The organism is Actinomycetospora sp. CA-101289 (assembly GCF_050955895.1).
Lineage (GTDB): Bacteria > Actinomycetota > Actinomycetes > Mycobacteriales > Pseudonocardiaceae > Actinomycetospora.
Genome location: NZ_CP192093.1, coordinates 3,769,228 through 3,791,175 on the forward strand (window position 1 = coordinate 3,769,228; position 21,948 = coordinate 3,791,175).

At 73.8% G+C, this 21,948-nt stretch carries 24 protein-coding genes, 1 other RNA gene and 1 pseudogene; 13 read left to right on the forward strand and 13 right to left on the reverse strand.

The window, feature by feature from the left end; genetic code table 11:
- Positions 1 to 4: 4 nt before the first annotated feature.
- Both ACQPX6_RS18760 and ACQPX6_RS18765 read right to left on the reverse strand, forming a co-directional pair.
- Complete coding sequence (locus ACQPX6_RS18760) at positions 5 to 322, reverse strand: SMR family transporter (protein WP_433781917.1); 318 nt, start codon at positions 320 to 322, stop codon at positions 5 to 7.
- The gene (locus ACQPX6_RS18765; RefSeq protein WP_433781918.1) at positions 319 to 651 is read right to left on the reverse strand and encodes a DMT family transporter; all 333 of its coding nucleotides are present in this window, start codon (positions 649 to 651) and stop codon (positions 319 to 321) included. Before ACQPX6_RS18765 ends, ACQPX6_RS18760 begins: the two co-directional genes overlap by 4 nt.
- Positions 652 to 768: 117 nt before the next feature.
- Between ACQPX6_RS18765 and ACQPX6_RS18770 the strand changes: the two genes are divergently transcribed.
- Positions 769 to 1,695, forward strand: coding sequence for a LysR family transcriptional regulator (locus tag ACQPX6_RS18770; protein ID WP_433781920.1), 927 nt, complete (start codon positions 769 to 771; stop codon positions 1,693 to 1,695).
- Between the two features lie 7 nt (positions 1,696 to 1,702).
- Here the strand turns inward: ACQPX6_RS18770 and ACQPX6_RS18775 are convergent, their stop codons facing one another.
- From ACQPX6_RS18775 to rnpB, 3 genes are all read right to left on the reverse strand, one after another.
- Positions 1,703 to 2,443, reverse strand: a complete 741-nt coding sequence (locus tag ACQPX6_RS18775) for a dienelactone hydrolase family protein (protein WP_433781922.1) — start codon at positions 2,441 to 2,443, stop codon at positions 1,703 to 1,705.
- Positions 2,444 to 2,941: 498 nt separating this feature from the next.
- A complete protein-coding gene (locus tag ACQPX6_RS18780) occupies positions 2,942 to 3,928 on the reverse strand; it encodes a hypothetical protein (RefSeq protein ID WP_433781925.1) in 987 nt (328 codons plus the stop codon).
- 295 nt (positions 3,929 to 4,223) lie between these two features.
- An RNA gene (gene rnpB / locus ACQPX6_RS18785) (RNase P RNA component class A) lies at positions 4,224 to 4,632 on the reverse strand.
- Between the two features lie 77 nt (positions 4,633 to 4,709).
- On the opposite strand from rnpB, the gene ACQPX6_RS18790 reads away from it, so the two are divergent.
- Together ACQPX6_RS18790 and ACQPX6_RS18795 are read left to right on the forward strand one after the other, a co-directional pair.
- Complete coding sequence (locus ACQPX6_RS18790) at positions 4,710 to 5,468, forward strand: sulfite exporter TauE/SafE family protein (RefSeq protein ID WP_433781927.1); 759 nt, start codon at positions 4,710 to 4,712, stop codon at positions 5,466 to 5,468.
- Positions 5,465 to 6,706, forward strand: coding sequence for an SLC13 family permease (locus ACQPX6_RS18795; RefSeq protein WP_433781929.1), 1,242 nt, complete (start codon positions 5,465 to 5,467; stop codon positions 6,704 to 6,706). The genes ACQPX6_RS18790 and ACQPX6_RS18795 overlap by 4 nt, the downstream gene beginning before the upstream one ends.
- Here ACQPX6_RS18795 and ACQPX6_RS18800 read toward each other — a convergent pair.
- Positions 6,660 to 7,538, reverse strand: coding sequence for a helix-turn-helix domain-containing protein (locus tag ACQPX6_RS18800; protein ID WP_433781931.1), 879 nt, complete (start codon positions 7,536 to 7,538; stop codon positions 6,660 to 6,662). The two genes, ACQPX6_RS18795 and ACQPX6_RS18800, sit on opposite strands and share 47 nt — an antisense overlap.
- Before the next feature lie 101 nt (positions 7,539 to 7,639).
- Here ACQPX6_RS18800 and ACQPX6_RS18805 point away from each other — a divergent pair, with 101 nt between their 5' ends.
- Both ACQPX6_RS18805 and ACQPX6_RS18810 read left to right on the forward strand, forming a co-directional pair.
- Positions 7,640 to 8,491, forward strand: a complete 852-nt coding sequence (locus ACQPX6_RS18805) for an oxidoreductase (protein ID WP_433781933.1) — start codon at positions 7,640 to 7,642, stop codon at positions 8,489 to 8,491.
- Between the two features lie 56 nt (positions 8,492 to 8,547).
- On the forward strand, positions 8,548 to 9,666 hold the full coding sequence (locus tag ACQPX6_RS18810; protein ID WP_433781935.1) for a DUF2332 domain-containing protein: 1,119 nt from the start codon (positions 8,548 to 8,550) through the stop codon (positions 9,664 to 9,666).
- A 12-nt stretch (positions 9,667 to 9,678) separates the two neighbouring features.
- Here the strand turns inward: ACQPX6_RS18810 and ACQPX6_RS18815 are convergent, their stop codons facing one another.
- The 3 genes from ACQPX6_RS18815 to ACQPX6_RS18825 are packed head-to-tail and all read right to left on the reverse strand — an operon-like array spanning position 9,679 to position 11,914.
- The gene (locus ACQPX6_RS18815; RefSeq protein WP_433781936.1) at positions 9,679 to 10,344 is read right to left on the reverse strand and encodes a histidine phosphatase family protein; all 666 of its coding nucleotides are present in this window, start codon (positions 10,342 to 10,344) and stop codon (positions 9,679 to 9,681) included.
- Positions 10,341 to 11,078, reverse strand: coding sequence for a zinc ribbon domain-containing protein (locus tag ACQPX6_RS18820; RefSeq protein WP_433781939.1), 738 nt, complete (start codon positions 11,076 to 11,078; stop codon positions 10,341 to 10,343). The genes ACQPX6_RS18815 and ACQPX6_RS18820 overlap by 4 nt, the downstream gene beginning before the upstream one ends.
- Complete coding sequence (locus tag ACQPX6_RS18825) at positions 11,075 to 11,914, reverse strand: Nif3-like dinuclear metal center hexameric protein (RefSeq protein WP_433781943.1); 840 nt, start codon at positions 11,912 to 11,914, stop codon at positions 11,075 to 11,077. The genes ACQPX6_RS18820 and ACQPX6_RS18825 overlap by 4 nt, the downstream gene beginning before the upstream one ends.
- A gap of 62 nt (positions 11,915 to 11,976) precedes the next feature.
- On the opposite strand from ACQPX6_RS18825, the gene ACQPX6_RS18830 reads away from it, so the two are divergent.
- From ACQPX6_RS18830 to ACQPX6_RS18840, 3 genes are read left to right on the forward strand one after another with little or no spacing between them, the layout of a single operon-like run.
- The gene (locus ACQPX6_RS18830) at positions 11,977 to 12,426 is read left to right on the forward strand and encodes a low molecular weight protein-tyrosine-phosphatase (protein WP_433781945.1); all 450 of its coding nucleotides are present in this window, start codon (positions 11,977 to 11,979) and stop codon (positions 12,424 to 12,426) included.
- Positions 12,427 to 12,470: 44 nt separating this feature from the next.
- Entirely contained in the window at positions 12,471 to 13,238 is a 768-nt protein-coding gene (locus tag ACQPX6_RS18835) for a fructosamine kinase family protein (protein WP_433788302.1), read from the forward strand.
- Between the two features lie 31 nt (positions 13,239 to 13,269).
- Positions 13,270 to 14,106 (forward strand): SURF1 family cytochrome oxidase biogenesis protein, encoded by an 837-nt coding sequence (locus ACQPX6_RS18840; RefSeq protein ID WP_433781947.1) that lies wholly within the window; start codon positions 13,270 to 13,272, stop codon positions 14,104 to 14,106.
- Between the two features lie 68 nt (positions 14,107 to 14,174).
- On the opposite strand, the pseudogene ACQPX6_RS18845 reads toward ACQPX6_RS18840, so the two are convergent.
- Positions 14,175 to 15,146, reverse strand: a pseudogene (locus tag ACQPX6_RS18845) (cobalamin biosynthesis protein); the annotation flags it as partial.
- A gap of 156 nt (positions 15,147 to 15,302) precedes the next feature.
- On the opposite strand from ACQPX6_RS18845, the gene tenA reads away from it, so the two are divergent.
- Positions 15,303 to 15,965 (forward strand): thiaminase II, encoded by a 663-nt coding sequence (gene tenA / locus ACQPX6_RS18850; protein WP_433781949.1) that lies wholly within the window; start codon positions 15,303 to 15,305, stop codon positions 15,963 to 15,965.
- Between the two features lie 4 nt (positions 15,966 to 15,969).
- Here the strand turns inward: tenA and ACQPX6_RS18855 are convergent, their stop codons facing one another.
- On the reverse strand, positions 15,970 to 16,293 hold the full coding sequence (locus tag ACQPX6_RS18855) for a hypothetical protein (RefSeq protein ID WP_433781951.1): 324 nt from the start codon (positions 16,291 to 16,293) through the stop codon (positions 15,970 to 15,972).
- 50 nt (positions 16,294 to 16,343) lie between these two features.
- Entirely contained in the window at positions 16,344 to 16,721 is a 378-nt protein-coding gene (locus tag ACQPX6_RS18860; RefSeq protein ID WP_433781953.1) for a hypothetical protein, read from the reverse strand.
- A gap of 124 nt (positions 16,722 to 16,845) precedes the next feature.
- Here ACQPX6_RS18860 and ACQPX6_RS18865 point away from each other — a divergent pair, with 124 nt between their 5' ends.
- The 4 genes from ACQPX6_RS18865 to ACQPX6_RS18880 all read left to right on the forward strand — a co-directional run bounded on the left by ACQPX6_RS18865 (position 16,846) and on the right by ACQPX6_RS18880 (position 21,090).
- Positions 16,846 to 17,085 (forward strand): hypothetical protein, encoded by a 240-nt coding sequence (locus tag ACQPX6_RS18865; protein ID WP_433781955.1) that lies wholly within the window; start codon positions 16,846 to 16,848, stop codon positions 17,083 to 17,085.
- Between the two features lie 13 nt (positions 17,086 to 17,098).
- Positions 17,099 to 17,653, forward strand: coding sequence for an N-acetyltransferase family protein (locus ACQPX6_RS18870; RefSeq protein WP_433781956.1), 555 nt, complete (start codon positions 17,099 to 17,101; stop codon positions 17,651 to 17,653).
- Positions 17,654 to 18,210: 557 nt separating this feature from the next.
- Positions 18,211 to 19,623, forward strand: a complete 1,413-nt coding sequence (locus ACQPX6_RS18875; protein WP_433781958.1) for an MFS transporter — start codon at positions 18,211 to 18,213, stop codon at positions 19,621 to 19,623.
- Positions 19,624 to 19,671: 48 nt separating this feature from the next.
- Positions 19,672 to 21,090, forward strand: coding sequence for a glucose-6-phosphate dehydrogenase (locus ACQPX6_RS18880; RefSeq protein ID WP_433781959.1), 1,419 nt, complete (start codon positions 19,672 to 19,674; stop codon positions 21,088 to 21,090).
- A 43-nt stretch (positions 21,091 to 21,133) separates the two neighbouring features.
- On the opposite strand, the gene ACQPX6_RS18885 is transcribed toward ACQPX6_RS18880, so the two are convergent.
- Positions 21,134 to 21,904 carry a hypothetical protein gene (locus ACQPX6_RS18885; RefSeq protein ID WP_433781960.1) on the reverse strand — a complete coding sequence of 257 codons (771 nt, stop codon included), beginning with the start codon at positions 21,902 to 21,904 and terminating at the stop codon, positions 21,134 to 21,136.
- Positions 21,905 to 21,948 lie beyond the last annotated feature (44 nt).

A 21,948-nucleotide genomic window follows, 5' to 3' on the forward strand; every position in this document is an offset into this window, starting at 1 on the left:
GCCCTCACCCTCCGTACACGAGCAGCACGCCGCCGAGCACCAGCGCCAGTCCGACGACGTGGACGCGCGCGAGGCGGTCGCCGAAGACCAGGGAGCCGGTCGCCGCGGCGAGCCCGATGCCCGCGCCGCTCCAGACCCCGTAGCCGACGGCCAGGGACATGCCCGCGTCCAGGGCCCGGGCCATGAGCAGCACCGACGTCCCCATCGCGGCGAAGGCCACGACGACCCAGGCGACCCGTCGCAGCCCGTCCGAGGCGCGCATCGCCCCGAGCGACAGACCCTGCGCGACCACCGCGCCGGCCAGGAGCACGGTCTCGGTCACGCCGGCACCCCGCGGGCGATCCCGCGGCGCTGCAGCAGCAGCGCGCCGCCGACGATCAGCGCGAGGCCCGCCCCCTGGACGAGGCTGAGCTGCTGGCCGAGCACGACCGCCCCGAGCACCGTCGCGGACGCCAGCCCGAAGCCGGTCAGCGTGCCGTAGGCGATCCCGAGCGTGAGCCCGTGGCGCAGCGCGCGGGTGAACAGCACGATCGCCGCCGCGTACCCGACGACCACGCCCAGGCTCGCGAGCGGCCGCGTCAGCCCGTCCGACGCGGGCAGCGACACCGTCCCGACGACCTCGCTGACGATGGCGGCGCCCAGCAGCACCACGCTCCACGACCTCTGACCACGCACCTCGCGACCTCCTCCTCGATGTGCCTCCATCGTCAGCGCGCCGGGTCGTCAGCGGTAATGGTTTCTGCTCGACCTGTGCGTCACCATGACTGAATGCCCTCGGTCGACCCGCACCGTCTGCTCGTGCTGCGCGCGGTGCACCGCACGGGCAGCGTCCAGGCCGCCGCCGCGGCTCTGCACCTCACGGCGTCGGGGGTGTCCCAGCACCTCACCCGGCTCGAAGCCGAGACCGGGCTCGCCCTGCTCGACCGCACGCGGCGGGGCGGTGGACGATCGGCCCAGCTCACGACGGCCGGCGTGGCCCTCGCGGGCCGGGCCGACGACGTCGCCCTCGCCCTGGCCGAGGCCCAGCGGGAGGCCGACCGGCTGCGCGAGGGCGCCGAGGGCACCGTCCGCGTCGGCGCGTTCTCCACCGCGCTCGGCCGGCTGGTGGTGCCTGCGCTGCTCGAGCTCGTGATCAACGACCCGGCGCTGCAGGTCCAGGTGCGCGAGGTGTCCGCCGACGAGGGCGTCGCCCTGCTGCGGGCCGGCGACCTCGACCTCCTGGTCGGCGAGCGCTACTCCGAGGCCACGGCGCCGGGGGCCGGCCCGGCGCCCGGGCTGGTCGAGGACGACCTGTGCCGCGACCACTTCCGCATCGTCGTGCCCCGCGTGTGGGCGGTGCCCGCGTCGCTCGAGGCCCTGCTCGCTGGGCCGTGGGTGACCTCGCCGGTGCGGCACGGAGCGCGGCGAATCCTCCAGCAGCTCAGCGTCCGGCACGGCGTGGAGACCGGGCACCAGCACGTCTGCACGGAGTCGCAGACCATGCTCGCCCTCGTCGCCGCCGGCGTCGGGGCGGCGATCCTGCCGGACCTGACGTTGTCGTACGTCCCGACCGACGGCGTCGTCACCTACGGCACGGCCGAGGACATCGGCTCGCGGGTCCTGACGGTCACGGGTCCGGACCACCGCACGGCCGCGAGCGACCGCTTCGAGAACGTGCTGCGAGAGATCGCCCTGGGCGGGCGGGCCGCGCCGTGAACTGCGGTCAGGGCGCGAGGTGCGTCGTCAGGAAGGTCGTCAACGTGTCGAAGTGGCGCTGGTCGGCCGCGGGATCGTGGGTGGGGTTGTCCGGGACGGCGAAGCCGTGGGCGGCGGGGTAGGTCTCGATCTCCGCGCGCACCCCCGCCGCGTCGAAGGCCTCGCGGAGCCGCCGCTGCTGGTCGGCGTCGAAGACGGCGTCGTCGGTGGCGCCGGCGACGTATACCGCGCCCCGGATGTGCTCGACGACGAGGTGCGGGCTGTCGGGGTTGTCGACGACCGCGAGGTTCCCGCCGTGGAACGTGGCCGTCACGGCCAACGTCTCCGGGTGGTTCCCGGCCGCGCGCAGCGCCATCCCGCCGCCGAGGCAGTACCCGACGGTACCGAGCCGCGAGTGCGCGACTTCGGGCCGGCCGGCGAGCGCCGCGAGGTAGGCCCTCGCGTCGTCGTCGGCCCTCTCGGGCGTCACGGTCTGCGCCAGGGCACCCAATCGCGCGAACTCCTCGGGGTCGGTGAAGAGGGTCGAGGTGTCGAACGGCGCGTAGGGGGTGCGGTAGTAGATGTCGGGAAGCAGGACGGCAAAGCCTTGGTCGGCGAGCCGGACGGCCATCGTCGCGAAGGTCTCCCGCACCCCGCCGGCGTCCGGGTAGTAGAGGACGCCGGGACGAGGCTGGTCGCCGTCGGGGGTGTGCAGGGTCGCGCGGCAGACCCCGTCGTTCGTCGGGATGTCGAGCTCGGTACGCGCCATGGTTCTCCTCGGTGTCCGACCGCCGGAGGTGATCGTGCCGCGGTGGCGCGCGCCGTTGGCGTAATCTCGCTCGTCGCTGAATGGTCGAGCGCAGACCTCGGATGACGACGCTGACGCCGGGCAGTCCTGGACTACCCGATCGCCCGCCGTCGACCGGACCGCCGAGCTCCCCTATCGGGCCCGAGACCAGCTACAGATCGTGCGCGGCCAGCGTCGACGCCGCGGCGCGGTTCGTCGCAGCTGAGTTCGACCTCATCCTCTCCAGCGAGGTCCTCGAGCACGTCATGGACATGAGGACCTCATGAGAGCCACCGTATAGCCGGTTCGACCGACGATTCCGCGAGCATCTATTCTTGTCATTCGCTTAGTACCCGCGCGGGGCCCTCCACCGCGTCGAGCGGAACCACCTGCACTGTTTGCGTCGGACGCCGTGGGACCAGATGCTGCGACACGACGTAGGACGTGACACCGGACGGGCTGCCGCTCCCGCAGATGGCTCTAGCTCCTTTGGCCCGCCAGTATCTCGTTCACAGCCTTGGTGCCCTCTGGGGCTATCTTGTCGAATCGATCCACCAGCGTGTCCAAAACACTGTCTATCGAATACCCGACAAATAAGAGGAACACACCGCTGAGTGCACCGTTGATGATGGTGAACACGTACGCGGCGATAGGTATAGCAACGGCATAGAAGGCTAGTGACCGCTCGTGTACATGGACCCACATCGAGGGATTTCCCAAGGCGGTGAAAGGGGTTCCGGCATCTGCCGATTTCTGACGGCGCTGCCGTACAGCTGCGAGTAGGACATGGAGCAGTCCTCCTGCATAGGCCGTGAGCACGCCAACGAACCAGAGGCGTCCTTGCGCTCCGAGCAATGCAGGGGGCAGGTTGATGCCCAACAGGGGCAACCACTGAGGAGTAAATCCTGCGAGCACCAGAAATCCAACGGGCGGAATTAGTATAAGGACCCAACTCCACGCTCTACGGAACGGATTCTCTGAAGCAGAGACGATCACTCCTCGCGGCACGTCCACGATGCCATTGATCTCTGAGCTACGGCTTAGTTCCTCGAGGATTGCAACTCGGGCGGTCTTTCCGGGTAGTTCGTCCTTGAAGATTTTGTGAAAGTTCAACTCCAGCCCCACCCGCAATTTTGCCAACCTATTGTTGACAGAGGCCGGCACCGTGACGACTCCGATCGCTCGTATGCAATCGTCGAGCGCATAGGCCAGAGAGACCGTTGGAGCGTTCGAGCGGGCGTGAGTGTCCTCTACTCTATTCCACGAATTTTCGATTCGAGTTATCTCGCTGGCATAATTCATATAGAGGAGCTGGTCCGAGTTCAGCACTCGCTCCGCGCGAGCGAGTGCTTCACCAATACCCACCCGCTCTCGCTCGAATAGAGAGTTAAACGCTTCTCGTTTCTGGCGATCGCTCTTCTCTGCATCATCTAGTGACTCACGTAACTGAACGAGTTCGGTGGCCACCTTCCGAAGGTCACCCAGTACGCGCGGAAGACCCTCAGGAACTACATCGGTTGTCATGGTCGCTCCCCCCTTCGCCGAAAGGAGCTGTCACTCCTTTCGTCGCCACTACGTTACTGCGGGGAGCGGTAGAGGGGGACCCCCATTCGGCTAGTCAGCTCGGCCTAATGCCGATGTCCAGGGCGTAGGGATCGGGCGAGGATGCTGAGCTCTCCTGCAAGTTCGAAGGCCGACGCTCGTGCACCCAGGCGGGCTTCGAGGAGATCGGAGTGATTCCGGGGCAGGCAAGAGTGCGGGGCGGACGAGCCGGCCTGTAAGCCGGATCCTGTCCCCACGGGCCCTCGCGGTCCCGTGGGTGGCGACCATCCATCTCGGCCCACCGTTGCCGGCGGGCTCCAGCGGTCTACCCGCAGGTCTCGGGCGGGCAGCCCTCGAACGACCTGCGCAGTGCCCCGCGAGCGGGACACCTTCTTGACCTTGCTCCGGGTGGGGTTTACCGAGCCGTCCTGGTCACCCAGGACGCTGGTGGTCTCTTACACCACCGTTTCACCCTCACCACCGGACACGAGGCCCGGTGGCGGTCTGTTCTCTGTGGCACTGTCCCGCGGGTCACCCCGGGTTGCTGTTGGCAACCACCCTGCCCTGTGGAGTCCGGACTTTCCTCGACGCACCCTCGTGGGGTCCGCCGCGGTCGCCCGGCCGACTCGTCCGCGTCGAGAAGCCTACCGCGGGCCCGACCCGTGTCCTCAGGACACCGTTCCCCCCGACCGTTAGCGTCGCGCACGTGTCGGACCCGTCGGTGCTCCAGATCGTCCTGCTGGGCGTGCTCGGGCTGGTGGCCGGCGCGGTCAACGCGGTGGCCGGCGGCGGGTCGCTGATCGTCTTCCCCGCCCTGCTCGCGACGGGGATGGCGCCGCTGCCCGCCAACGTCACCAACTCGGTGGCCCAGTGGCCGGGCTACGCGGGCTCGACGCTCAACGCCCGCGACGACCTGCAGGGACAGCGCCGCCGCCTCGTCACCACGAGCATCGTCGCCGCCCTCGGCTCCGCCGTCGGCTGCGCGCTGCTGCTGACCCTGCCCCAGTCGGTGTTCGACGCCGTCGTCCCGGTCCTCGTGCTGCTCGCGAGCCTCACCCTCGGCGCCCAGCCCTGGATCAAGCGCTGGACCAGCAGCGGCGAGCGCACCGCCGACAACCCGAAGGTCCTGCTCCCGACGATCTTCCTCGCCGCCGTCTACGGCGGGTACTTCGGCGGCGCGCTCGGGGTGGTGCTGATCGCCGTGCTCTCGCTGCTCGCCCACGACACGCTCCAGCGGCTCAACGCGGTCAAGGTGCTGCTGTCGCTGGTGACGAGCACGGTGACGGTGCTGCTCTTCGCGTTCTTCGCGCCCGTCGACTGGCTCGCGGTGCTCCTGCTCGCCCCGACCACGCTCGCCGGCGGCTACCTCGGCATGGCCGTCGCCAAGAAGCTGCCCGACGGCGTGCTGCGCTGGAGCGTCGTGGTGCTGGGCGTCGGGGTGGCGATCTACCTGTTCCTGCGGTGACCGCGCTCGCGGTCGGCCTCCTCGCCGCCGTCCTCGTCGTCGCGGTCACCCGCCCGCGCGGGCTGCCCGAGGCGTCCGCCGCCGTCCCCGCGGCCCTCGTCGTCCTCGTTACCGGCCTGCTGACGACCGACGCCGCGTGGACCGAGGTCCGCGAGCTCGCGCCCACGGTCGGCTTCCTCGCCGCCGTGCTCGTGCTCGCCCACCTCGCCGACGCCGAGGGCGTGTTCCACTGGGCCGGCAGCGCGCTGGCGCGGCGGTCGCACGGGCGGCCGCGGCGCCTGTTCGCGCTGGTCGTGGTCGCGGCGGCGCTGACGACGGCCGTCCTCAGCCTCGACGCGACCGTCGTCCTGCTGACCCCCGTAGTACTCGACACCGCCCGGCGCCTCGGCGCGCGCCCGGCCCCGCACGCCTTCGCCTGCGCGCATCTGGCCAACAGCGCGTCGCTGCTCCTGCCCGTCGCCAACCTGACCAATCTGCTCGCGCTGCAGTCCACCGGGCTGTCGTTCCTCGGCTTCGCCGGGCTCATGGCGCTGCCGCAGCTCGCGGTGATCGCCGTCGAGTACGTCGGCCTGCGGTGGACGTTCCGCACCGACCTCGCCACCGACCCGACCGGCGACCCGGCCGACGAGGAGGCGCACCTCCCCCGGTTCGCCGTCGCGGTGCTGGCCGCGACGCTCGCCGGCTTCGCGGTCGCCTCGCCGCTGGGCGTCGAGCCGGTGTGGGTGGCGGTCGCCGGGGCGGTGGTGCTGGCGACGCGGACGCTGCTCACCGGACACACCCGCCCGCGCGACGTCCTCGCCGCCGCGTCGCCGTGGTTCTGCCTCTTCGTCCTCGCCCTGGGCGTGGTGGTGGCGGCGGTGACGCAGCACGGTCTCGGCGACCTCGTCGCCGGCCTCCTGCCCACCGGCACGTCGTTCGTCGCCCTGCTCACGGTCGCCGCGCTCGCCGCGGTGCTGGCCAACCTCGTTAACAACCTGCCCGCGACCCTCGTCCTGCTCGCCGCACTCGGGCCGACGCCGCCGGTGGGTCTCGTGCTGGCGATGCTGATCGGGGTGAACGTCGGCCCGAACCTCACCCCGGTCGGCTCGCTCGCGACGCTGCTGTGGCGCCGGGTGCTGGCGGCGCGCGGGGTGCCGGCGCCGCTGCGGACGTACACGCTCGCCGGGCTCGTCACCGTCCCGGCCGGCGTGCTCAGCGCGACGGCGGCGCTGTGGCTGGTGCTGGCTCTGACGGACTGACGCCCATCGCCTGCGTCCCCAGCGTCGCGAGCAGGTCGAGCCGGCCGCGCGCGTCGCTGCCGGGCGCCGGGGTGAACACGAGCAGGCGCAGGTCGTCCTCGGCGGTGGTGAGGGTGTCGCAGAGGATGTCCACCTCGCCGACCTCGGGGTGGACGATCGTCTTGCGGCTCTGGTGGTGCTCGGCCACGTCGCCGGAGTCCCACAGCGCGCCGAACGCGGGACCGGTGGCGGCGAGGTCGTCGACGAGCGCGGCGAGGTCCGGGTCGTGGGGGTAGCGGCTGGTGCTGCCGCGGAGATCGGCGACCAGGGAGCGGGTGAGCGCGTCGAGCTCCTCACGCGTGTGCCGCACTCGGGGGTTCGGCTCGCCGGTGACGAAGAGGCGCCACAGCGTGTTGCGCTCGCGGTCGGGGAGCGCGCTCGGGTCGCCCATGAGCGCCGCGTAGAGCGGGTTCCAGGCGATCAGCGTCCAGGTCGCGTCGAGGACGCCGACGGGGCTGTCGTGCAGGGCCTTGAGAATCCGGCGCACGCCGACCGGGAGGCGCCGCGAGATGCGCCCGCGATCCGGGGCGTGGCCGGCGAGGCGGAACAGGTGGGCCTGCTCGGCGTCGGAGAGCCGCAGTGCGCGGGCGAGCGACGCGCAGACCTGCGCCGACGGCGTGCTCATGCGGCCCTGCTCGAGGCGCACGACGTAGTCGATCGAGATGCCGGCGAGCAGGGCGAGCTCCTCGCGGCGCAGGCCGGGCGCGCGCCGCGGCGCGTTGACCGCCATCCCGACCTCGGCCGGATCGGTGCGGTCGCGCCAGGTGCGCAGGGCGGAGGCCAGCTCACTCACGCCCCGATCGTGCCCGTCGTTCCCGGGTCGTGGGGGGTACGGGATGTACCAGGACGATCCGTCGCTCCCGCGTCGGACCGGCGTGGCGCAGGCTGGACACCATGACCACCTCGGTACTCAGCGACCGTCTCGCCCTCGCCGACGACCTCGTCCTCACCCGCATGGGCTTCGGCGCCATGCAGCTCGCCGGCCCCCACGTCTTCGGGCCCCCGCGCGACCGCGACGAGGCGATTGCCGTGCTCCGCGAGGCCGTCGACCGCGGCGTCACGCACATCGACACCGCCGACTTCTACGGCCCGTTCGTCACCAACGAGATCCTCCGCGAGGCCCTGCACCCCTACCCCGAGGACCTGCGGATCGTCACCAAGGTCGGCTGCCGGCGTGGGGACGACGGGTCGTGGAACCTCGACACGTCGCGCGAGGAGCTGGTGCGGGAGGTGCACGAGAACCTCGACCGGCTCGGGCTCGACGCCCTCGACGTCGTCAACCTGCGGGTCGCCGACGACCCCGACGCCTCGATCGCCGAGCCGTTCGGGGTGCTGGCCGAGCTGCGCGAGCAGGGCCTCGTCCGCCACCTCGGGGTCAGCACCGTCTCCGCCGCGCAGGTCGAGGAGGCCCGGGCGATCGCCCCGGTCGTGACCGTGCAGAACCACTACAACCTCGTGCACCGCGCGGGCGACGCGCTCGTCGACACCTGCGCGGCGGCAGGCATCGGCTTCACTCCGTACTTCCCGCTGGGCGGGTTCACCCCCCTGCAGTCCGAGGTGCTCGAGGGCGTCGCCGCGCGGATCGGCGCGACCCCGCAGCAGACCGCGCTGGCCTGGCTGCTGCAGCGCTCCCCGACGATGCTGCTGATCCCCGGGACGTCGTCGCGGGCGCACCTGCGGGAGAACCTCGCCGCGGCCGACCTCGTGCTCCCGCCCGACGCGGTGGCCGAGCTGGACGCCATCTGAGGCGAGCCGGGCCGGCCCGTTGCGCGGCCGGCCCGGGTCTCGGCACGCTACGGCCCGTGACGTCCCCCGAGGCCGAGTCCCGTGCCCACGTCCGGGAGCAAGCCCTCGGCATCGCGGCGGGCTGGTCGCCGGCCGACGCGCCCCCGTCGTGGGCGCTCACCGCCGAGCTGTTCCGGGCGATCGCCGCCGAGCCCGAGCTGCTGGCGATCGGCGCCCGCGTCCCGGCCGACCGGCTCCCGCCCCTGCTGCTCAGCGCAGCGATCCGCTCCCTCGTCGCCCGCCGCCGGCCCGAGCCGCTGGCCGGGTACTTCCCGACGCCCGGGTCCGGCCAGCCGGCACTCGACCGCGGGTTCCGCCCGGCGCTGACGGCCTTCGCGCGCGAGCACGCCGACGAGCTCGCCGCCCTGTGCGCCGAGCACCGCTACCAGATGAACGAGGTCGCCCGCAGCGCCGACGTCCTGGCCGTGCTCGGACTCCTCGACCCCGGGCGCCCGATCGCGCTCGTCGACCTGGGCACCGGCGCGGGCCTCGGGCTGCACCTCGACCGCTACCGCTACGTGTTCGGCGAGCGCGCGGTGGGCGACCCCGACGCCGCGGTGACGATCGCGCCCGAGCTGCGCGGACGTCCCGCCCCGATGCCCGCGACCATGCCGGTGATCGCCGACCGGCTCGGGGTCGACGCCGAGCCCCTGGACCTCGGCGACGAGCGCGTGCGCAACTGGCTGGCGGCCTGCATCCCGCCCGAGACGGGCGCGGTCGACCGGTTCGCGGCCGCCTCGGAGGTGGCCCGGGCCCACCCCGCGCCGATGCGCCGAGGCGACGCCGTCGAGGACCTCCTCGAGCTCTGCGGCGGCATGGACCCGGACGCGCTGCTGGTGCTCGTCGACACGTACGTCCACGTGTTCCTCACCGACGAGCAGCGCGCTGCGTTCCGCCGCCGGCTGCCCGAGCTGGGCCGCGAGGTCGCGTGGATCTCGGTGGACCCGCTGACCCCGCTCGGCCCCGAAGGGTCGACGAGCGTTCAGGACCTGCCCGTGCCGCCCCGCGCGCTGCAGGCGTCGCGCGCCGGGGTGACCGGGGTCGTCGGCCACCTGACGGTGGGCCGCGACGGCCGCACGAGCGGCGAGGTCGTCGGCCTCGCCCATCCGGGCGGCGCGTGGCTGGAGTGGTTCTAGCGCTGTGCCGCGTCAGGCCAGGTACGAGGTGTCGTTGACCAGCCGCACCGACGCCCCGCCGTCGGGCCAGAACTCGACCACCGACAGGCACGCCAGGTCGAGGTGCAGGCGGTAGAGCATCTGCGGCCCGGCGTCGAGCGCGCGGCGCAGGATCAGCTTGATCGGCGTCACGTGGCTGACGAGCACGACGGTCTGCCCCGGGTGGTGGCGCAGCAGGTCGTCGAGCCCGGCGTCGACGCGGCGGGCGACGACGTCGAAGCTCTCGCCCTGCGGCGGGCTCACCGCGCTGTCGCCGAGCCAGGCCCGGTGCACCTCGGGGTCGCGCTGCGCGGCCTCGGAGAAGGTCAGCCCCTCCCAGGTGCCGAAGTCGGTCTCGGTGAACCGCTCGTCGACGGTGACACCGAGCCCGAGCACGCCCGCCACCGGCTCGGCGGTCTGGCGCGCCCGCAGCAGCGGTGAGCTGACGACGGCGCGGATGTTGCCGTCGGTCCCGATGTGGCGGGCGGCGAGCGCCGTCGCGGCGGCCGCGGCCTGCTCGAGGCCCTCGCGGGTCAGCTCGGGGTCGCCGCGCCCGGAGTAGCGCTTCTCGACCGACAGCGGGCTCTGCCCGTGGCGCAGCAGCAGCACGCGGGTGGGCACGGTGGCGCCCCGCCCCGTCCAGGATCCCGCCGTCGTCACGCCGCCCCCTTGCCCGTGCGCACCACGATCGCCCCGCACTGCTCGCACCGCACGACCTCGTCGGGGGCGGCCGCGGCGATGTCGCGGACCTCGCTGCGGTCCATCTCCATCCGGCACGCCCCGCAGCGCCCGCCGACCAGCTCGCCGGCGCCGTGGCCGGTGCGGGCGCGCAGCTGGTCGTAGAGGGCGAGGAGGTCCGCGGGCAGCGAGGCCGCGAGCTCCCGCCGCTCGGCGCCGCGCCGCGTCTCGATCACCGCGATGTCGCCGAGCACCCCGTCGCGGCGCTCCACGGCGTCGGCGAGCGTGACCTCGGCCGCGTCGAGGGCGGCCTGCTCGTGGGCAAGGTCGGTCTCGGCGGCGTCGAGGCGCTCCATGGCCTCGAGCTGGGAGTCCTCGAGCACGGCGCGGCGGCGGGCCAGGGTGTCGAGCTCGTGGGACAGGTCGGCGACCTGCTTCGACGACACGCTGCCGGAGTCCACGAGCCCCCGGTCGCGCTGCTCGCGGGCGCTGACCTGGGCGACCTCCTGCTCGAGCTTCGCGACGTCGCGCCCGAGGTCGCTGACCGAGGTGCGGGCGCGCACGACCGCGTCGCGGCAGGTGCGCAGGACGCCCTCGGCCTCCTCGACGGCGGTCTGCTCGGGCATCGTGTGGCGGCGGTGCTCGGCGCGCGACAGCTCGGCGTCGAGGGCGGCGAGGTCGAGCAGCTTGCGTTGGACGGTCGGGTCGGCCTTCACGAGATCACGGCTCCTGCTCCAGCGGGGTCGGGAGAGTCCTGGCCGAGGCTCCACGGGTCGGTGCGCGCCGTGGACACCGCGACCTCGAGCGCGGTGTCGAGCGCGGTCAGCACGGCGGCGGCCTGGGCGCACCAGGGGTGCTCGGAGGCCCAGTGGGCGACGTCGACCAGCGCGGGCGCGCCGGCCTCGGCGAGGTGGTCGGTGGCGGGGTGGTGGCGCAGGTCGGCGGTGACGTAGACGTCGACGCCCGCGGCGCGGGCGAGGTGCAGCATCGAGTCCCCGGCGCCGCCGGAGACGGCGACGCGCCGCACGGTGCGCTGCGGGTCGCCGCCGGCGCGCACGCCCCACGCGGTGGCGGGGAGCGCGTCGGCGACGCGGCGGGTGAAGGCGGCAAGGGTCTCGGGGGTCGCCAGGGTGCCGATGCGGCCGATGCCGACCGTCCCGTCGCCCTGGGGGGCCAGCGGACGGTCGACGGTGACGCCGAGGACCGCGGCCAGCGCGTCGGAGACACCGGGGTCGGCGGCGTCGGCGTTGGTGTGGGCGCTGAACAGGGCGACGCCGTGGCGGATGAGCCGGTGGACCGCCGAGCCCTTCGGCGCCGTCGTGGCCACGGCGTGCACCCCGCGCAGCAGCAGCGGGTGGTGGGTGACCAGCAGGTCCACCCCGGTGGCGATCGCCTCGTCGAGCACGGCGGGCAGGGGGTCGACGGCGACGAGCACGCGCCGGACGGGGGCGTCCGGGTCGCCGACGCTCAGCCCGACCGCGTCCCAGTCCTGCGCCAGCTCCGGGGGGTACGCCGCCTCGAGGGCGGCGACGGCGTCGGCGACGGTGAGCATGGCCCCCCATTCTGCCCACCCCGTCGCCGACGCACCGGTGGGGCGGGCGGGACGATGGCGGCGTGCACGTCGTCTTCGTCTGCTCGGGCAACATCTGCCGCTCCCCCGTCGCCGAGAAGGTGTTCCGCACCCGGCTCGCCGAGGCCGGGCTGGAGGACGCGGTCACGGTCTCCAGCGCGGGCACCGGCAGCTGGCACGTCGGCGAGCCGATGGACCGGCGCGCCGCGGGCACCCTGCGCGACCGGGGCCACGACACCACCCACACCGCGCGCCGGATCGACGCCGACCAGCTCGACGCCGACCTCCTGGTGGCCGCGACCGAGGACCACGTCCGCGACCTCGTCGCCGCCGGTGCCGACCCCGCGCGCGTCGTGCTGCTGCGCTCGTTCGACCCCGACGCGCCCGAGGGCGCCGAGGTGCCCGACCCGTACTACGGCGGGCCCGGCGGGTTCGACGAGGTGATCGACATGGTCGAGGCCGCGATGCCGGGGCTCGTGGAGCGGGTGCGGTGAGCTCGGTCGCGGCGCTGCTGGCGGAGTCGGGCTCCGGCGTCCGGATGGCCACGCTCGACGACGGCACCGAGGTCGTCGTCAAGGCCGGCGAGCCGTCGGCGATCGCCGCGGAGGCGGCCGGGCTGCGGTGGCTCGCCGAGCCCGGCGTCGTCCGGGTGCCCGAGGTCCTCGGGACCGACGAGGGACGGATGGTGTCGACGCGTGTGCCCGCGGGGCGGGCGGGGGACGACGCCGCGGAGCGCTTCGGCCGCGAGCTCGCCGCCCTGCACGCCGCGGGCGCCCCGGCGTTCGGGTCGCCGCCGCCCGACGGGCCAGTGCACGCGTGGATCGGCGGTGCGCGGATGGTCAACGAGACCGGGGACGACTGGCCGTCCTGGTACGCCGAGCACCGCGTGCTGCCCTACGCCCGGCAGGCGCGCGAGCAGGGGACGTTCTCGGTGGACGACGTCACTGTGGTCGAGCGAGCCTGCGCGCGGTTCGACGCCGTCGCCGGCCCGCCCGAGGCCCCCGCCCGTCTGCACGGCGACCTGTGGACGGGCAACGTGCTCTGGGCGGGCGACAGCGCCTGGGTGATCGACCCCGCAGCGCACGGCGGGCACCGCGAGACCGACCTGGCGATGCTCGCGCTGTTCGGCGCCCCGGGGCTCGAGACGATCCTCGCCGCCTACGACGAGGCCGACCCGCTCGCCGACGCCTGGCGCGACCGCGTGGGGCTGCACCAGCTCTTCCCGCTGCTCGTGCACACGGTGCTGTTCGGGGGCGGGTACGGGGGGCGGGCGCTCGCGATATGTGAGCAGTTGTCGACCGCATAGGGGCGGAAAGTGCTCACGTAGATTGGGCGTCGTGCGGTTCCTGCTCCGGCCCGGGTGGATCGCGCTGACGCTCGTCGTGGTCGCGTTCGCCTTCGCCTGCTACTACCTGCTCGCGCCCTGGCAGTTCCACCGCAGCGACGAGCGCGACGGCGTCAACGCCGCGCTCACCCGGGGCGTGGCCACCGCGCCCGTGCCGCGCGGCGAGCTCGTCGCGCCGGGCGCGGCGCCGGCGGCGGACGTGGCCTGGCGCCAGGTCGTCGTCACCGGCGCCTACCGCCCCGAGGGCGAGGTGCTGGTGCGCCTGCGCAGCATCGAGAGCCACCCGGCCGTCGAGGTCATGACCCCGCTGACCACCACCGGCGGCGAGACCGTGCTGATCGACCGCGGGTACGTGCGCGCCGACGACGCCGGCGCGCTGCCGCCCGTCGCGCCCGCCCCGGGCGGGGTCGTGACCGTCGCCGGGTACCAGCGCCTGGACGAGGGCGCGCCGAGCCGGCCCACCGTGGTCGCCGAGGGACGGCGCCAGGTCTACGCCGCCGACGCCCCCACCGTCGTCGCGGCCGGCGGGGTGCCGACCAGCCCGGGCTATGTACAGCTCCTGCCCGCCCAGCCGGGCGTGCTCACCGCGGTGCCCCTCCCCCCGCCCGACCCCAACCCGTCGTACTCCTACGCCTGGCAGTGGCTGATCTTCGGGCTGATGGCGATCGGCGGGTGGATCTACTTCGTACGGCTCGAGTACCGGCGGGCGCACGGCCTCGAGCCGCGACGCGACGACCAGGATCCGCGCGACGCCGCCGACGGGACGCCGTGGGACGCCCGGGCGGCGAGCACGGAGCAGAAGCTCGCGGACCGGTACGGGCGGCGCTGAGTCCTCGGCGAGCGGGGGGCTTTCCTCGCGGTGCGGCGTCCTGGCCGAGCTGGGGCCTTTCCTGGCGTTCAACGGCTGTATCCGGCCTCCGGCGCGGCAGCTCCGCTGCGCTGCGTGCCGCCGCGTGGCCCCCAGGCTGAGACACACGCAACGGCCAGCACCGCCGTCGCGAGCCCGACGAGGCGGGACAGGCGTACGGCGCGGGCGAGGTCCGGCACGATCGGGGCGCGGCCGTCGCCCAGTACCGGGCGGTCCTGGACGCCGTAGGGGTACACCGTGCGCCCGCCGAGGCGCAGGCCCAGTGCGCCGGCGAACGACGCCTCCACGGGCCCGGCGTTGGGGCTCGGGTGGGCGCGGGCGTCGCGGCGCCAGGCCCGCCACGCCCCGCTCAACCGTCCGCCGACCACCGGGGCGCACGCCGCCGTGACCAGCGCCGACACGCGCGCCGGCACCACGCCCGCGACGTCGTCGGCGCGCGCCGAGGCCCAGCCGAAGCGCTCGTAGCGCGGCGAGCGGTGGCCCACCATGGCGTCGAGGGTGTTCACCGCGCGGTGCCCCAGAAGGCCCGGCACACCCGCCAGCGCGCCCCACACCAGCGGCGCGACCACGGCGTCGGCGGTGTTCTCCGCGACCGACTCCAGCGCCGCGCGCGCGAGCCCGTCGACGTCGAGGGCCGAGGGGTCGCGCCCGCACAGGTGCGGCAGCCGGGCCCGGGCGGCGGCGAGGTCGCCGCGCTCCAAGGACGCCGCCATCGCCGCGCCCTCGGCGGCCAGCGAGGTCCCGCCGAGCACCGCCCAGGTGGCGGCGGCGGTCAGCCCGGCGTGCACCGCGGGGCGCCGGGCGCGCTCGGCGACGACGCCCAGGCCCACCGCGCCGCCGACGAGCACCGCGGCGTACGCGACCCCGGGGGCGCGCCGGTCGGCCCACAGGCGCCGCTCCAGCCACGTCGCCGCGGCCCCGAAGCCCGCGACGGGGTGCCGGCGGCGCGGGTCCCCGAACACCGCGTCGGCGAGCACCCCCAGCGCGAGCCCGGCGGCCCGCGTCGCCGCCCGAGGTTCATGGCGACGGGCGCCCCTGGCCCGCCTGTTCGAGCGGAGGTGCCCTTCGCTCGGAACGGGGACGGGGACAGGCGGCGGCACCCGGCGATCATCGCAGGGCGGCCGCGCGGAGCCGGCCGGCGTGACAGGGTGATCGTCGTGGGTCTCAGCGACGAGCTCAGGGACGCGGGCGCCGATGTCTACGGCGCGGTGCGCGCGCACCCGTTCCTCACCGGCCTGTCCGACGGGACGCTGCCCCACGCGGCGTTCCGGCACTTCGTCGTCCAGGACGCGCACTACCTGCGCGGCTACGCCCGGGCGCTGTCCCTGCTCGCCGCCCGCGCACCGGACGCCGCCGACACGGTGATGTTCAGCCAGCACGCCGCCGGGGCCATCGCCGCCGAGCAGGACATGCACGCCGAGCTCGCCGACGCGCTCGGCCTCACCGCGGCGCAGGCGGCCGCCGAGCCCCTCGCGCCGACGACGACGGCGTACACCAGCTACCTGCTCGCCACCTGCCACGGCGGCTCCTTCGCCGAGGGGCTGGGCGCGGTCCTGCCGTGCTACTGGATCTACGCGCAGGTCGGCGAGGAGCTGCTCGCCGCGTCGTCGCCCGACCCGCTCTACGCCCGCTGGATCGCCATGTACGGCGGGGACGAGTTCCGGGCCGTCGTCGACGCGGTACTGGCGGTGACCGACCGCGTCGGGGCGACCCTCGCCGACGCCGAACGCGCCCGCGTGCACACCCACCACGCGACGACGTGCCGCTACGAGTGGATGTTCTGGGACGCCGCGTGGCGGCAGGAGACCTGGCCCGTCTGAGGACCTACTCGGCGAGCCGGCGCAGCACGAAGCGGGTCTCGACGACGTGGTGCGCGGTGCCCGGCGCGCGGCCCGGCGCGCTGGGCACCAGCGCGTTCTGCGGCCCGGCGAGCGCGACGAGCTCCCAGCCCTGGCGCCCGAGCCGGTTGAGCTGCTCGGCGTACACGCGCGCCCACGCCACCCGGTAGGGCCGGTACTCCTCGAGGATCAGCTCGCCGGACGGGCCGATCGCGTAGATCTGCCACTCGGCGGCGTCGCCCCCGGGCGGGTCGCCGTCGAGGCCCACCGCGGAGATCTCCAGCGTCGCGTACTCCCACACGGCGGCCACCGGCCGACCCTAGGACGACGCCTCACGAGCCCCGTCGCCGGACCCGAGGGTCAGGACGCGCGCCGACCCCGTCCCGAGGGGCGCGCGGCCGGCGTCCCCTGCAGGGCGGCGGCGCGGGCGGCGTCGGTGGCGCGCGCCGTGGCCCGGGCGGCGCGGGCGGTTCGGGCGCGACGCAGGGCCGAGGTGCGGCCCGACGTGGCGCTGCCGCGAGCGGCCGATGCCGTGCCCAGCGTCGTCACCGTGCGTCCCGAGCCGGCGGGCGGCGTCGGTCCGGTGTCGCCGGCGAGCAGGCCGGCCGCCTTGACCAGGAGCCCGGCGACGATGAGGGCGGGCCCGACCACGAGCCCCCCGGGCACGCCGAGCGCGATCACCGCGATGCCGGCTCCGAGCAGCACCATGCCGCCGAGCAGGAAGAGGGCGGGCCGCACACGACCACGCTACGTGGCGCTCACGGATTCAGCAGTCGGCCGATCGGGGCAACGCCGCGGTACCGGCGGCGGTGACGACCGCGCGGCGGGGTCGTAGGGTGGCGCGAACCGTCTGGGAGGACACATGGAGTTCGCCGTCCGCTACGTCAACGGCCCGCTGCAGGGCACGGGGGCGATCACCGTCCCCGACGCCGCCGGGGAGGAGCCGCCGTTGCTCCAGCGGATCCCGCTGCCGAACCAGGGGCACGGGCTGCAGCGCACGGTGTCCGACGCGGTCGGCGGGCAGCAGCACGCCGTCTACGAGCGGACCGGCTTCAACGAGCCGAGCGGCGAGTGGGAGTTCTCGCTGGTGCGGGTCGAGTAGGACACTCGGGGTCGTGTCCATCGATCGCACCGCCGCGAGCACCGGGAGCGGCCCGGGCATCCTGCGGCCCGCTGTGGCGTCGGACGCCGAGCGGGTCTCGGCGATCTTCGCCGGCTACGTCCTGCACTCGATCGCGACGTTCGTCGAGGAGCCGCCGTCCGACGAGGTGTGGCGCGAGCGCATCGCGGCGGCGGGCCGCGGCATGCCGTTCCTCGTCGCGGAGATCGACGGCGAGGTCGAGGGCTTCGCCTACATCACGCGGTTCCGGCCGCACGCGGCGTACCGCTACACGGTCGAGGACTCGATCTACATCGCGCCCGAGGCGGCGGGGCGCGGCCTGGGGTCTCGCCTGCTCGCCGGCCTGCTCGACGCGCTGCGCGGCACCGAGGTGCGCCAGGTCGTCGCGGTGATCGCCGCGCTCGCGGGGGCGCGGCACGACACCCCGTCGACGGTGCTGCACCGCCGCCTGGGGTTCACCGAGGTCGGGCGGATGCCGTCGGTGGGCTACAAGAACGGCCAGTGGGCCGACACCGTGCTGATGCAGACCGACCTGCGCCCCGACGGCTAGGACCCCGCCCCCGCCGCACGACGAACGGGCCGCCCCGCGGTGTGCGGGACGGCCCGTTCGTGGTTCTCGTTCTGTGCGGTGATCGAAGTACCGATACGGACGTCGGACGTCAGGAAAGGCACTTCACTGACACCGGGGATCAGGCCTCGGCGGTCGCCGGGCGCCGGGCCCAGTTGCGCTGCGCGTACCGGACGAGGGCGGTGGCCGCCCCGACGCCCGCTCCCGCACTCACGATCATGCCCATGAACACTGCCGCCATGACGGCTCCTCCTCACCACCTGCACGCGCCGGCCCCGGCGACCGGGTCCCGCTGACCCGACATGGGCGCGAACGCTTGCGAATCGGTGGGTGCTGTCTGCACCCATCCCTAGGACGCGTCGATCTCGGGGTGTGTTCCATCGCGGAGCCTCTGGACCGGATGATCCCACTCACAGCGACCGCCCGTGTTCGGGGTGTGTGTCCGCGACCTGCGCAGTAGTGTCTCCGGAGCGGGCGAAGTAAACGGGCGTTAACGACTTTCCGGGCTGTTCCGGTCGAATCGGACGAGCGGGGACGAGATGACTCAGACCGATGCGAGCGGGGAGGGAACGCCCGCGGGCGTGACCGTCACCGACACCGCGACCATGAAGCGCGCCGTCGGCGCGGCCGCGGTCGGCAACATCACCGAGTGGTTCGACTTCGGCGTCTACGCCTACCTGGCGACCACCATCGAGGAGCAGTTCTTCCCGCCCGACAACCCCGCGCTCGCGCAGGTCGGGGTGTTCGCCGGGTTCGCGGTGTCGTTCCTGGTCCGCCCGCTCGGCGGCCTGTTCTTCGGCCCGCTGGGCGACCGCATCGGCCGCACCAAGGTCCTGTCGATCACCGTCATCATGATGGCGATCGGCACGTTCCTGCTCGGCTTCATCCCGCCCTACTCGGCGATCGGCATCTGGGCGCCGATCCTGCTGGTGGTCTGCCGCGTCGTGCAGGGCTTCTCCACCGGCGGCGAGTACGCGGGCGCGATGACGTTCATCGCCGAGTACTCCCCCGACCGCCGACGCGGGTTCTTCGGCAGTTTCCTCGAGTGCGGGACGTTCATCGGGTACGCGCTCGGCGCCACCGTCGCGACGGTCATCCCGCTCGTGTCCACCCCCGAGTTCGCGTCCACCTGGGCCTGGCGCATCCCGTTCTTCATCGCCCTGCCGCTGGGCATCGTCGGGGTCTACCTGCGCGTGAAGCTCGAGGAGACGCCGGCCTTCCAGACGCTGCTCTCGGAGTCCGAGGAGCGCGAGGGCACCCAGGCCGGGGCCGGCATCAAGAAGCTGTTCACCGACTACTGGCCCGCGATGCTCACCGCGGGCGGGCTCGTCGTGGCCTGGAACGTGCCCAACTACATGCTCACCAGCTACATGCCGACCTACCTCGAGGAGAACGTCCAGGACGTCGGCGGCGTCGCCATCGACAGCACGACCTCGCAGATCCTGCAGATCGGCGTGCTCTGGATCGCCGTGCTCGTCATCCCGTTCGTCGGGCGCCTCTCCGATCGAGTCGGGCGCAAGCCGATCCTGTGGGCGGGGGCGATCGGCACGATCGTGCTCGCCTTCCCGATGATCCTGGTGCTCAAGAGCGGGTCGGTGCCGCTCGTGGCCCTCGGGCTCGCCGTCATGGCCGCGCTGCTCATCTGCTTCTCGGGCACCTGCCCGTCGACCCTGCCGGCGCTGTTCCCCACCGAGATCCGCTACGGCGGCCTGTCGATCTCGTTCAACATCTTCGTGTCGGCCTTCGCCGGGACGACGTCGCTGATCATGACGGCGGTCGTGCTGGGCACGGGGTGGGCGTACTGGCCCGCGGTCTACCTGATCATCTTCGCGATCGCCGGGGCCGCGGTCCTGGTCAAGCTCCGCGACCCGGCCGGCAAGCCCCTGCCGGGGTCCAACCCCGCCGTCTCGACCGAGGAGGAAGCCCGGGAGCTGGCGGCGTCCCGGAGCTGACCGGCCGTCGCTGGTGTCGGGCGCGCGGCGCGGGGATACGTTGCGCGCGTGGCCGCACCCGAAGCACCCGACCCCATCGTCTTCGTCCTGTTCGGGGCGACCGGCGACCTGGCCAAGCGCCTGGTGCTGCCGTCGTTCTTCCGTCTCGCGCAAGAGGGCCTGCTGCCCGCGGAGTGGCGCCTGATCGGCAGCGGGCGCCGCAGCAAGACCGACGACGAGTTCCGCGACGACGTGCACGCCGCGGTCGACGAGTTCGGCGCGGTCAAGCCCGCCGACGGGCCGTGGGACGCGTTCGCGGAGCGGCTGCTCTTCGCCGGCGGCGGCTTCACCGCCGACGACCCGGGCGAGCTCCTCGATCGGATCGGCGAGGCCCGCGACGCCGTCGGAACGGACGCCCGGCTCGTGCACTACCTCGGCCTGCCGCCGCAGGCGTTCGCCGACTACACCCGCGCGATCGGGGCGCACGGCCTCGCCGAGGGCGCCCGCGTCGTCTACGAGAAGCCGTTCGGCACGTCGCTGGAGAGCTTCAAGTCCCTCGACGAGGTCGTGCACCAGGTGCTCGACGAGTCCCAGGTGTTCCGCATCGACCACTTCCTCGGCAAGGAGGCGACCCAGGAGCTGCGGGCGCTGCGCTTCGCGAACGGCCTGTTCGGCAGCTCGTGGGACCGCCACCACGTCGCCGCCGTCCAGATCGACGTGCCCGAGACCCTCGACGTCAGCGACCGCGCGCAGTTCTACGACGCCACCGGCGCGGTGCTCGACATGCTCGTCACCCACCTGTTCCAGGTCGCCGCCGAGGTGGCCATGGAGCCGCCCGCCTCGCTCGCCGCCGACGACGTCGCCGAGGCCCGGGCCGCGGCCGTGCGCGCGTTCCGGCCCCTCGACCGCGACGAGGTGGTCCGCGGGCAGTTCGACGGCTACCTGGACATCGACCACGTCGCGGCCGACTCGACCACGGAGACGTTCGTCGCGGCCCGGCTGTGGATCGACAGCGACCGCTGGCGCGGGGTGCCTTTCCTGCTGCGCACCGGCAAGCGGATGGCCGAGAGCCACCAGAAGGTCAACCTGGTGTTCCGCGACCCGGAGAACACGCCGGTGCCCGCCGACGGGCTGCCGCACCGGGGCAACGTGCTGTGCTTCGACCTCGCCGGCGACGGCGCGCTGGCGCTGTCGATGAACGTCAAGACCCCGGGCGCGTCGATGGAGCTGGGCTCGACGTGGACGCAGATCCCGCTCGACGGCCTGTCCGGCGGCGACCCGCTGCCGCCGTACACGCGGCTGATCCACGACGTGCTGGTCGGCGACCGCGCGCTGTTCACCCGCCCCGACGGGCTCGAGGAGGTGTGGACGGCGGCCGCCGCGGTGCTCGACGACCACGACCGCCCCGAGTCCTACGCGCCCGGCACCTGGGGTCCCGACGACGCCGAGCGCCTCGCCGACCCGGTCGGCTGGGTGCTCCCCGGCTGAGCCCCACGTGAGCGATCTTGGGGCCTATAGGCCCCAGGATCGCTCACGTGGGGCGCACCTGGAGGAGCAGCTCGGGCGAGATCGCGAAGTACCCCGCGAACGGCGCGGCCTGGGCACACAGCAGGGTCATCGCCAGCGCCATCGCGGTGGCGAGCAGGCCCGTCGCGACGGCCGCGCGGCGCAGGCGGTCGGCCTGGACGCAGCCGGTCGCGGCGAGGGTGACCACGGCGACGAGGTAGAGCGCGCCGAGGCGCAGCGGGTCGATCGCCGACGTGCTGAGCACCAGGCGGGTGCGCCGGGCCTCCAGCGCCCGGTCGACCGCGTCGACCACGTGTTCCTGGGCGACCCGCTGGCCCTCGGTCGCCACGGGCAGGTCCAGCGCGATCCGCTGCACGGCGACGAGGCCGGCGGGCGCGACCGAGAGCGTCGCCCCGCCGTCGCCCATCTGCGCCCACTCGTCGTCGACGTAGTCGTCGATCTGCTCGCGGAGCAGCGCCTGCACCCGCTCGTGCTCGGCGGGGAACGTCGCCATGAGGAGGTCGACGTCGCGCAGGGCGCTCGCCTCGCGGCTGGTCGCGGCGGAGGCGTCGCCCTGGTCGGACCACACGTCGGCGACGAGGAAGCCGACGAGCAGGCCGAAGATCAGGCCCATCGGGGCGAGGATGCCGGGGCTCAGCGGACCGAGGGTCTCGGCGTGCCCGAGCCGGCTCACCGTCCGCAGCACGACGAGCACCAGCGCCGCGGCGAGGTAGAGCGCGAGGAACACCACCGCCGCCAGCAGGGGCAGCGGAGCGTGAGCCAGCCACTCGACCATCGCCGCAGCCTACGTGCGTGATCTTCTGAGCTATAGCTCAGAAG

Coding starts and splice junctions, on each gene's coding strand:
- ACQPX6_RS18770 (WP_433781920.1), top strand. CDS start 769: ATGCCCTCGGTCGACCCGCACCGTCTGCTCGTGCTGCGCGCGGTGCAC.
- ACQPX6_RS18775 (WP_433781922.1), bottom strand. CDS start 2,443: ATGGCGCGTACCGAGCTCGACATCCCGACGAACGACGGGGTCTGCCGC.
- ACQPX6_RS18805 (WP_433781933.1), top strand. CDS start 7,640: ATGACCACCTCGGTACTCAGCGACCGTCTCGCCCTCGCCGACGACCTC.
- ACQPX6_RS18825 (WP_433781943.1), bottom strand. CDS start 11,914: ATGCTCACCGTCGCCGACGCCGTCGCCGCCCTCGAGGCGGCGTACCCC.
- ACQPX6_RS18835 (WP_433788302.1), top strand. CDS start 12,471: ATGGCCACGCTCGACGACGGCACCGAGGTCGTCGTCAAGGCCGGCGAG.
- ACQPX6_RS18865 (WP_433781955.1), top strand. CDS start 16,846: ATGGAGTTCGCCGTCCGCTACGTCAACGGCCCGCTGCAGGGCACGGGG.
- ACQPX6_RS18875 (WP_433781958.1), top strand. CDS start 18,211: ATGACTCAGACCGATGCGAGCGGGGAGGGAACGCCCGCGGGCGTGACC.
- ACQPX6_RS18885 (WP_433781960.1), bottom strand. CDS start 21,904: ATGGTCGAGTGGCTGGCTCACGCTCCGCTGCCCCTGCTGGCGGCGGTG.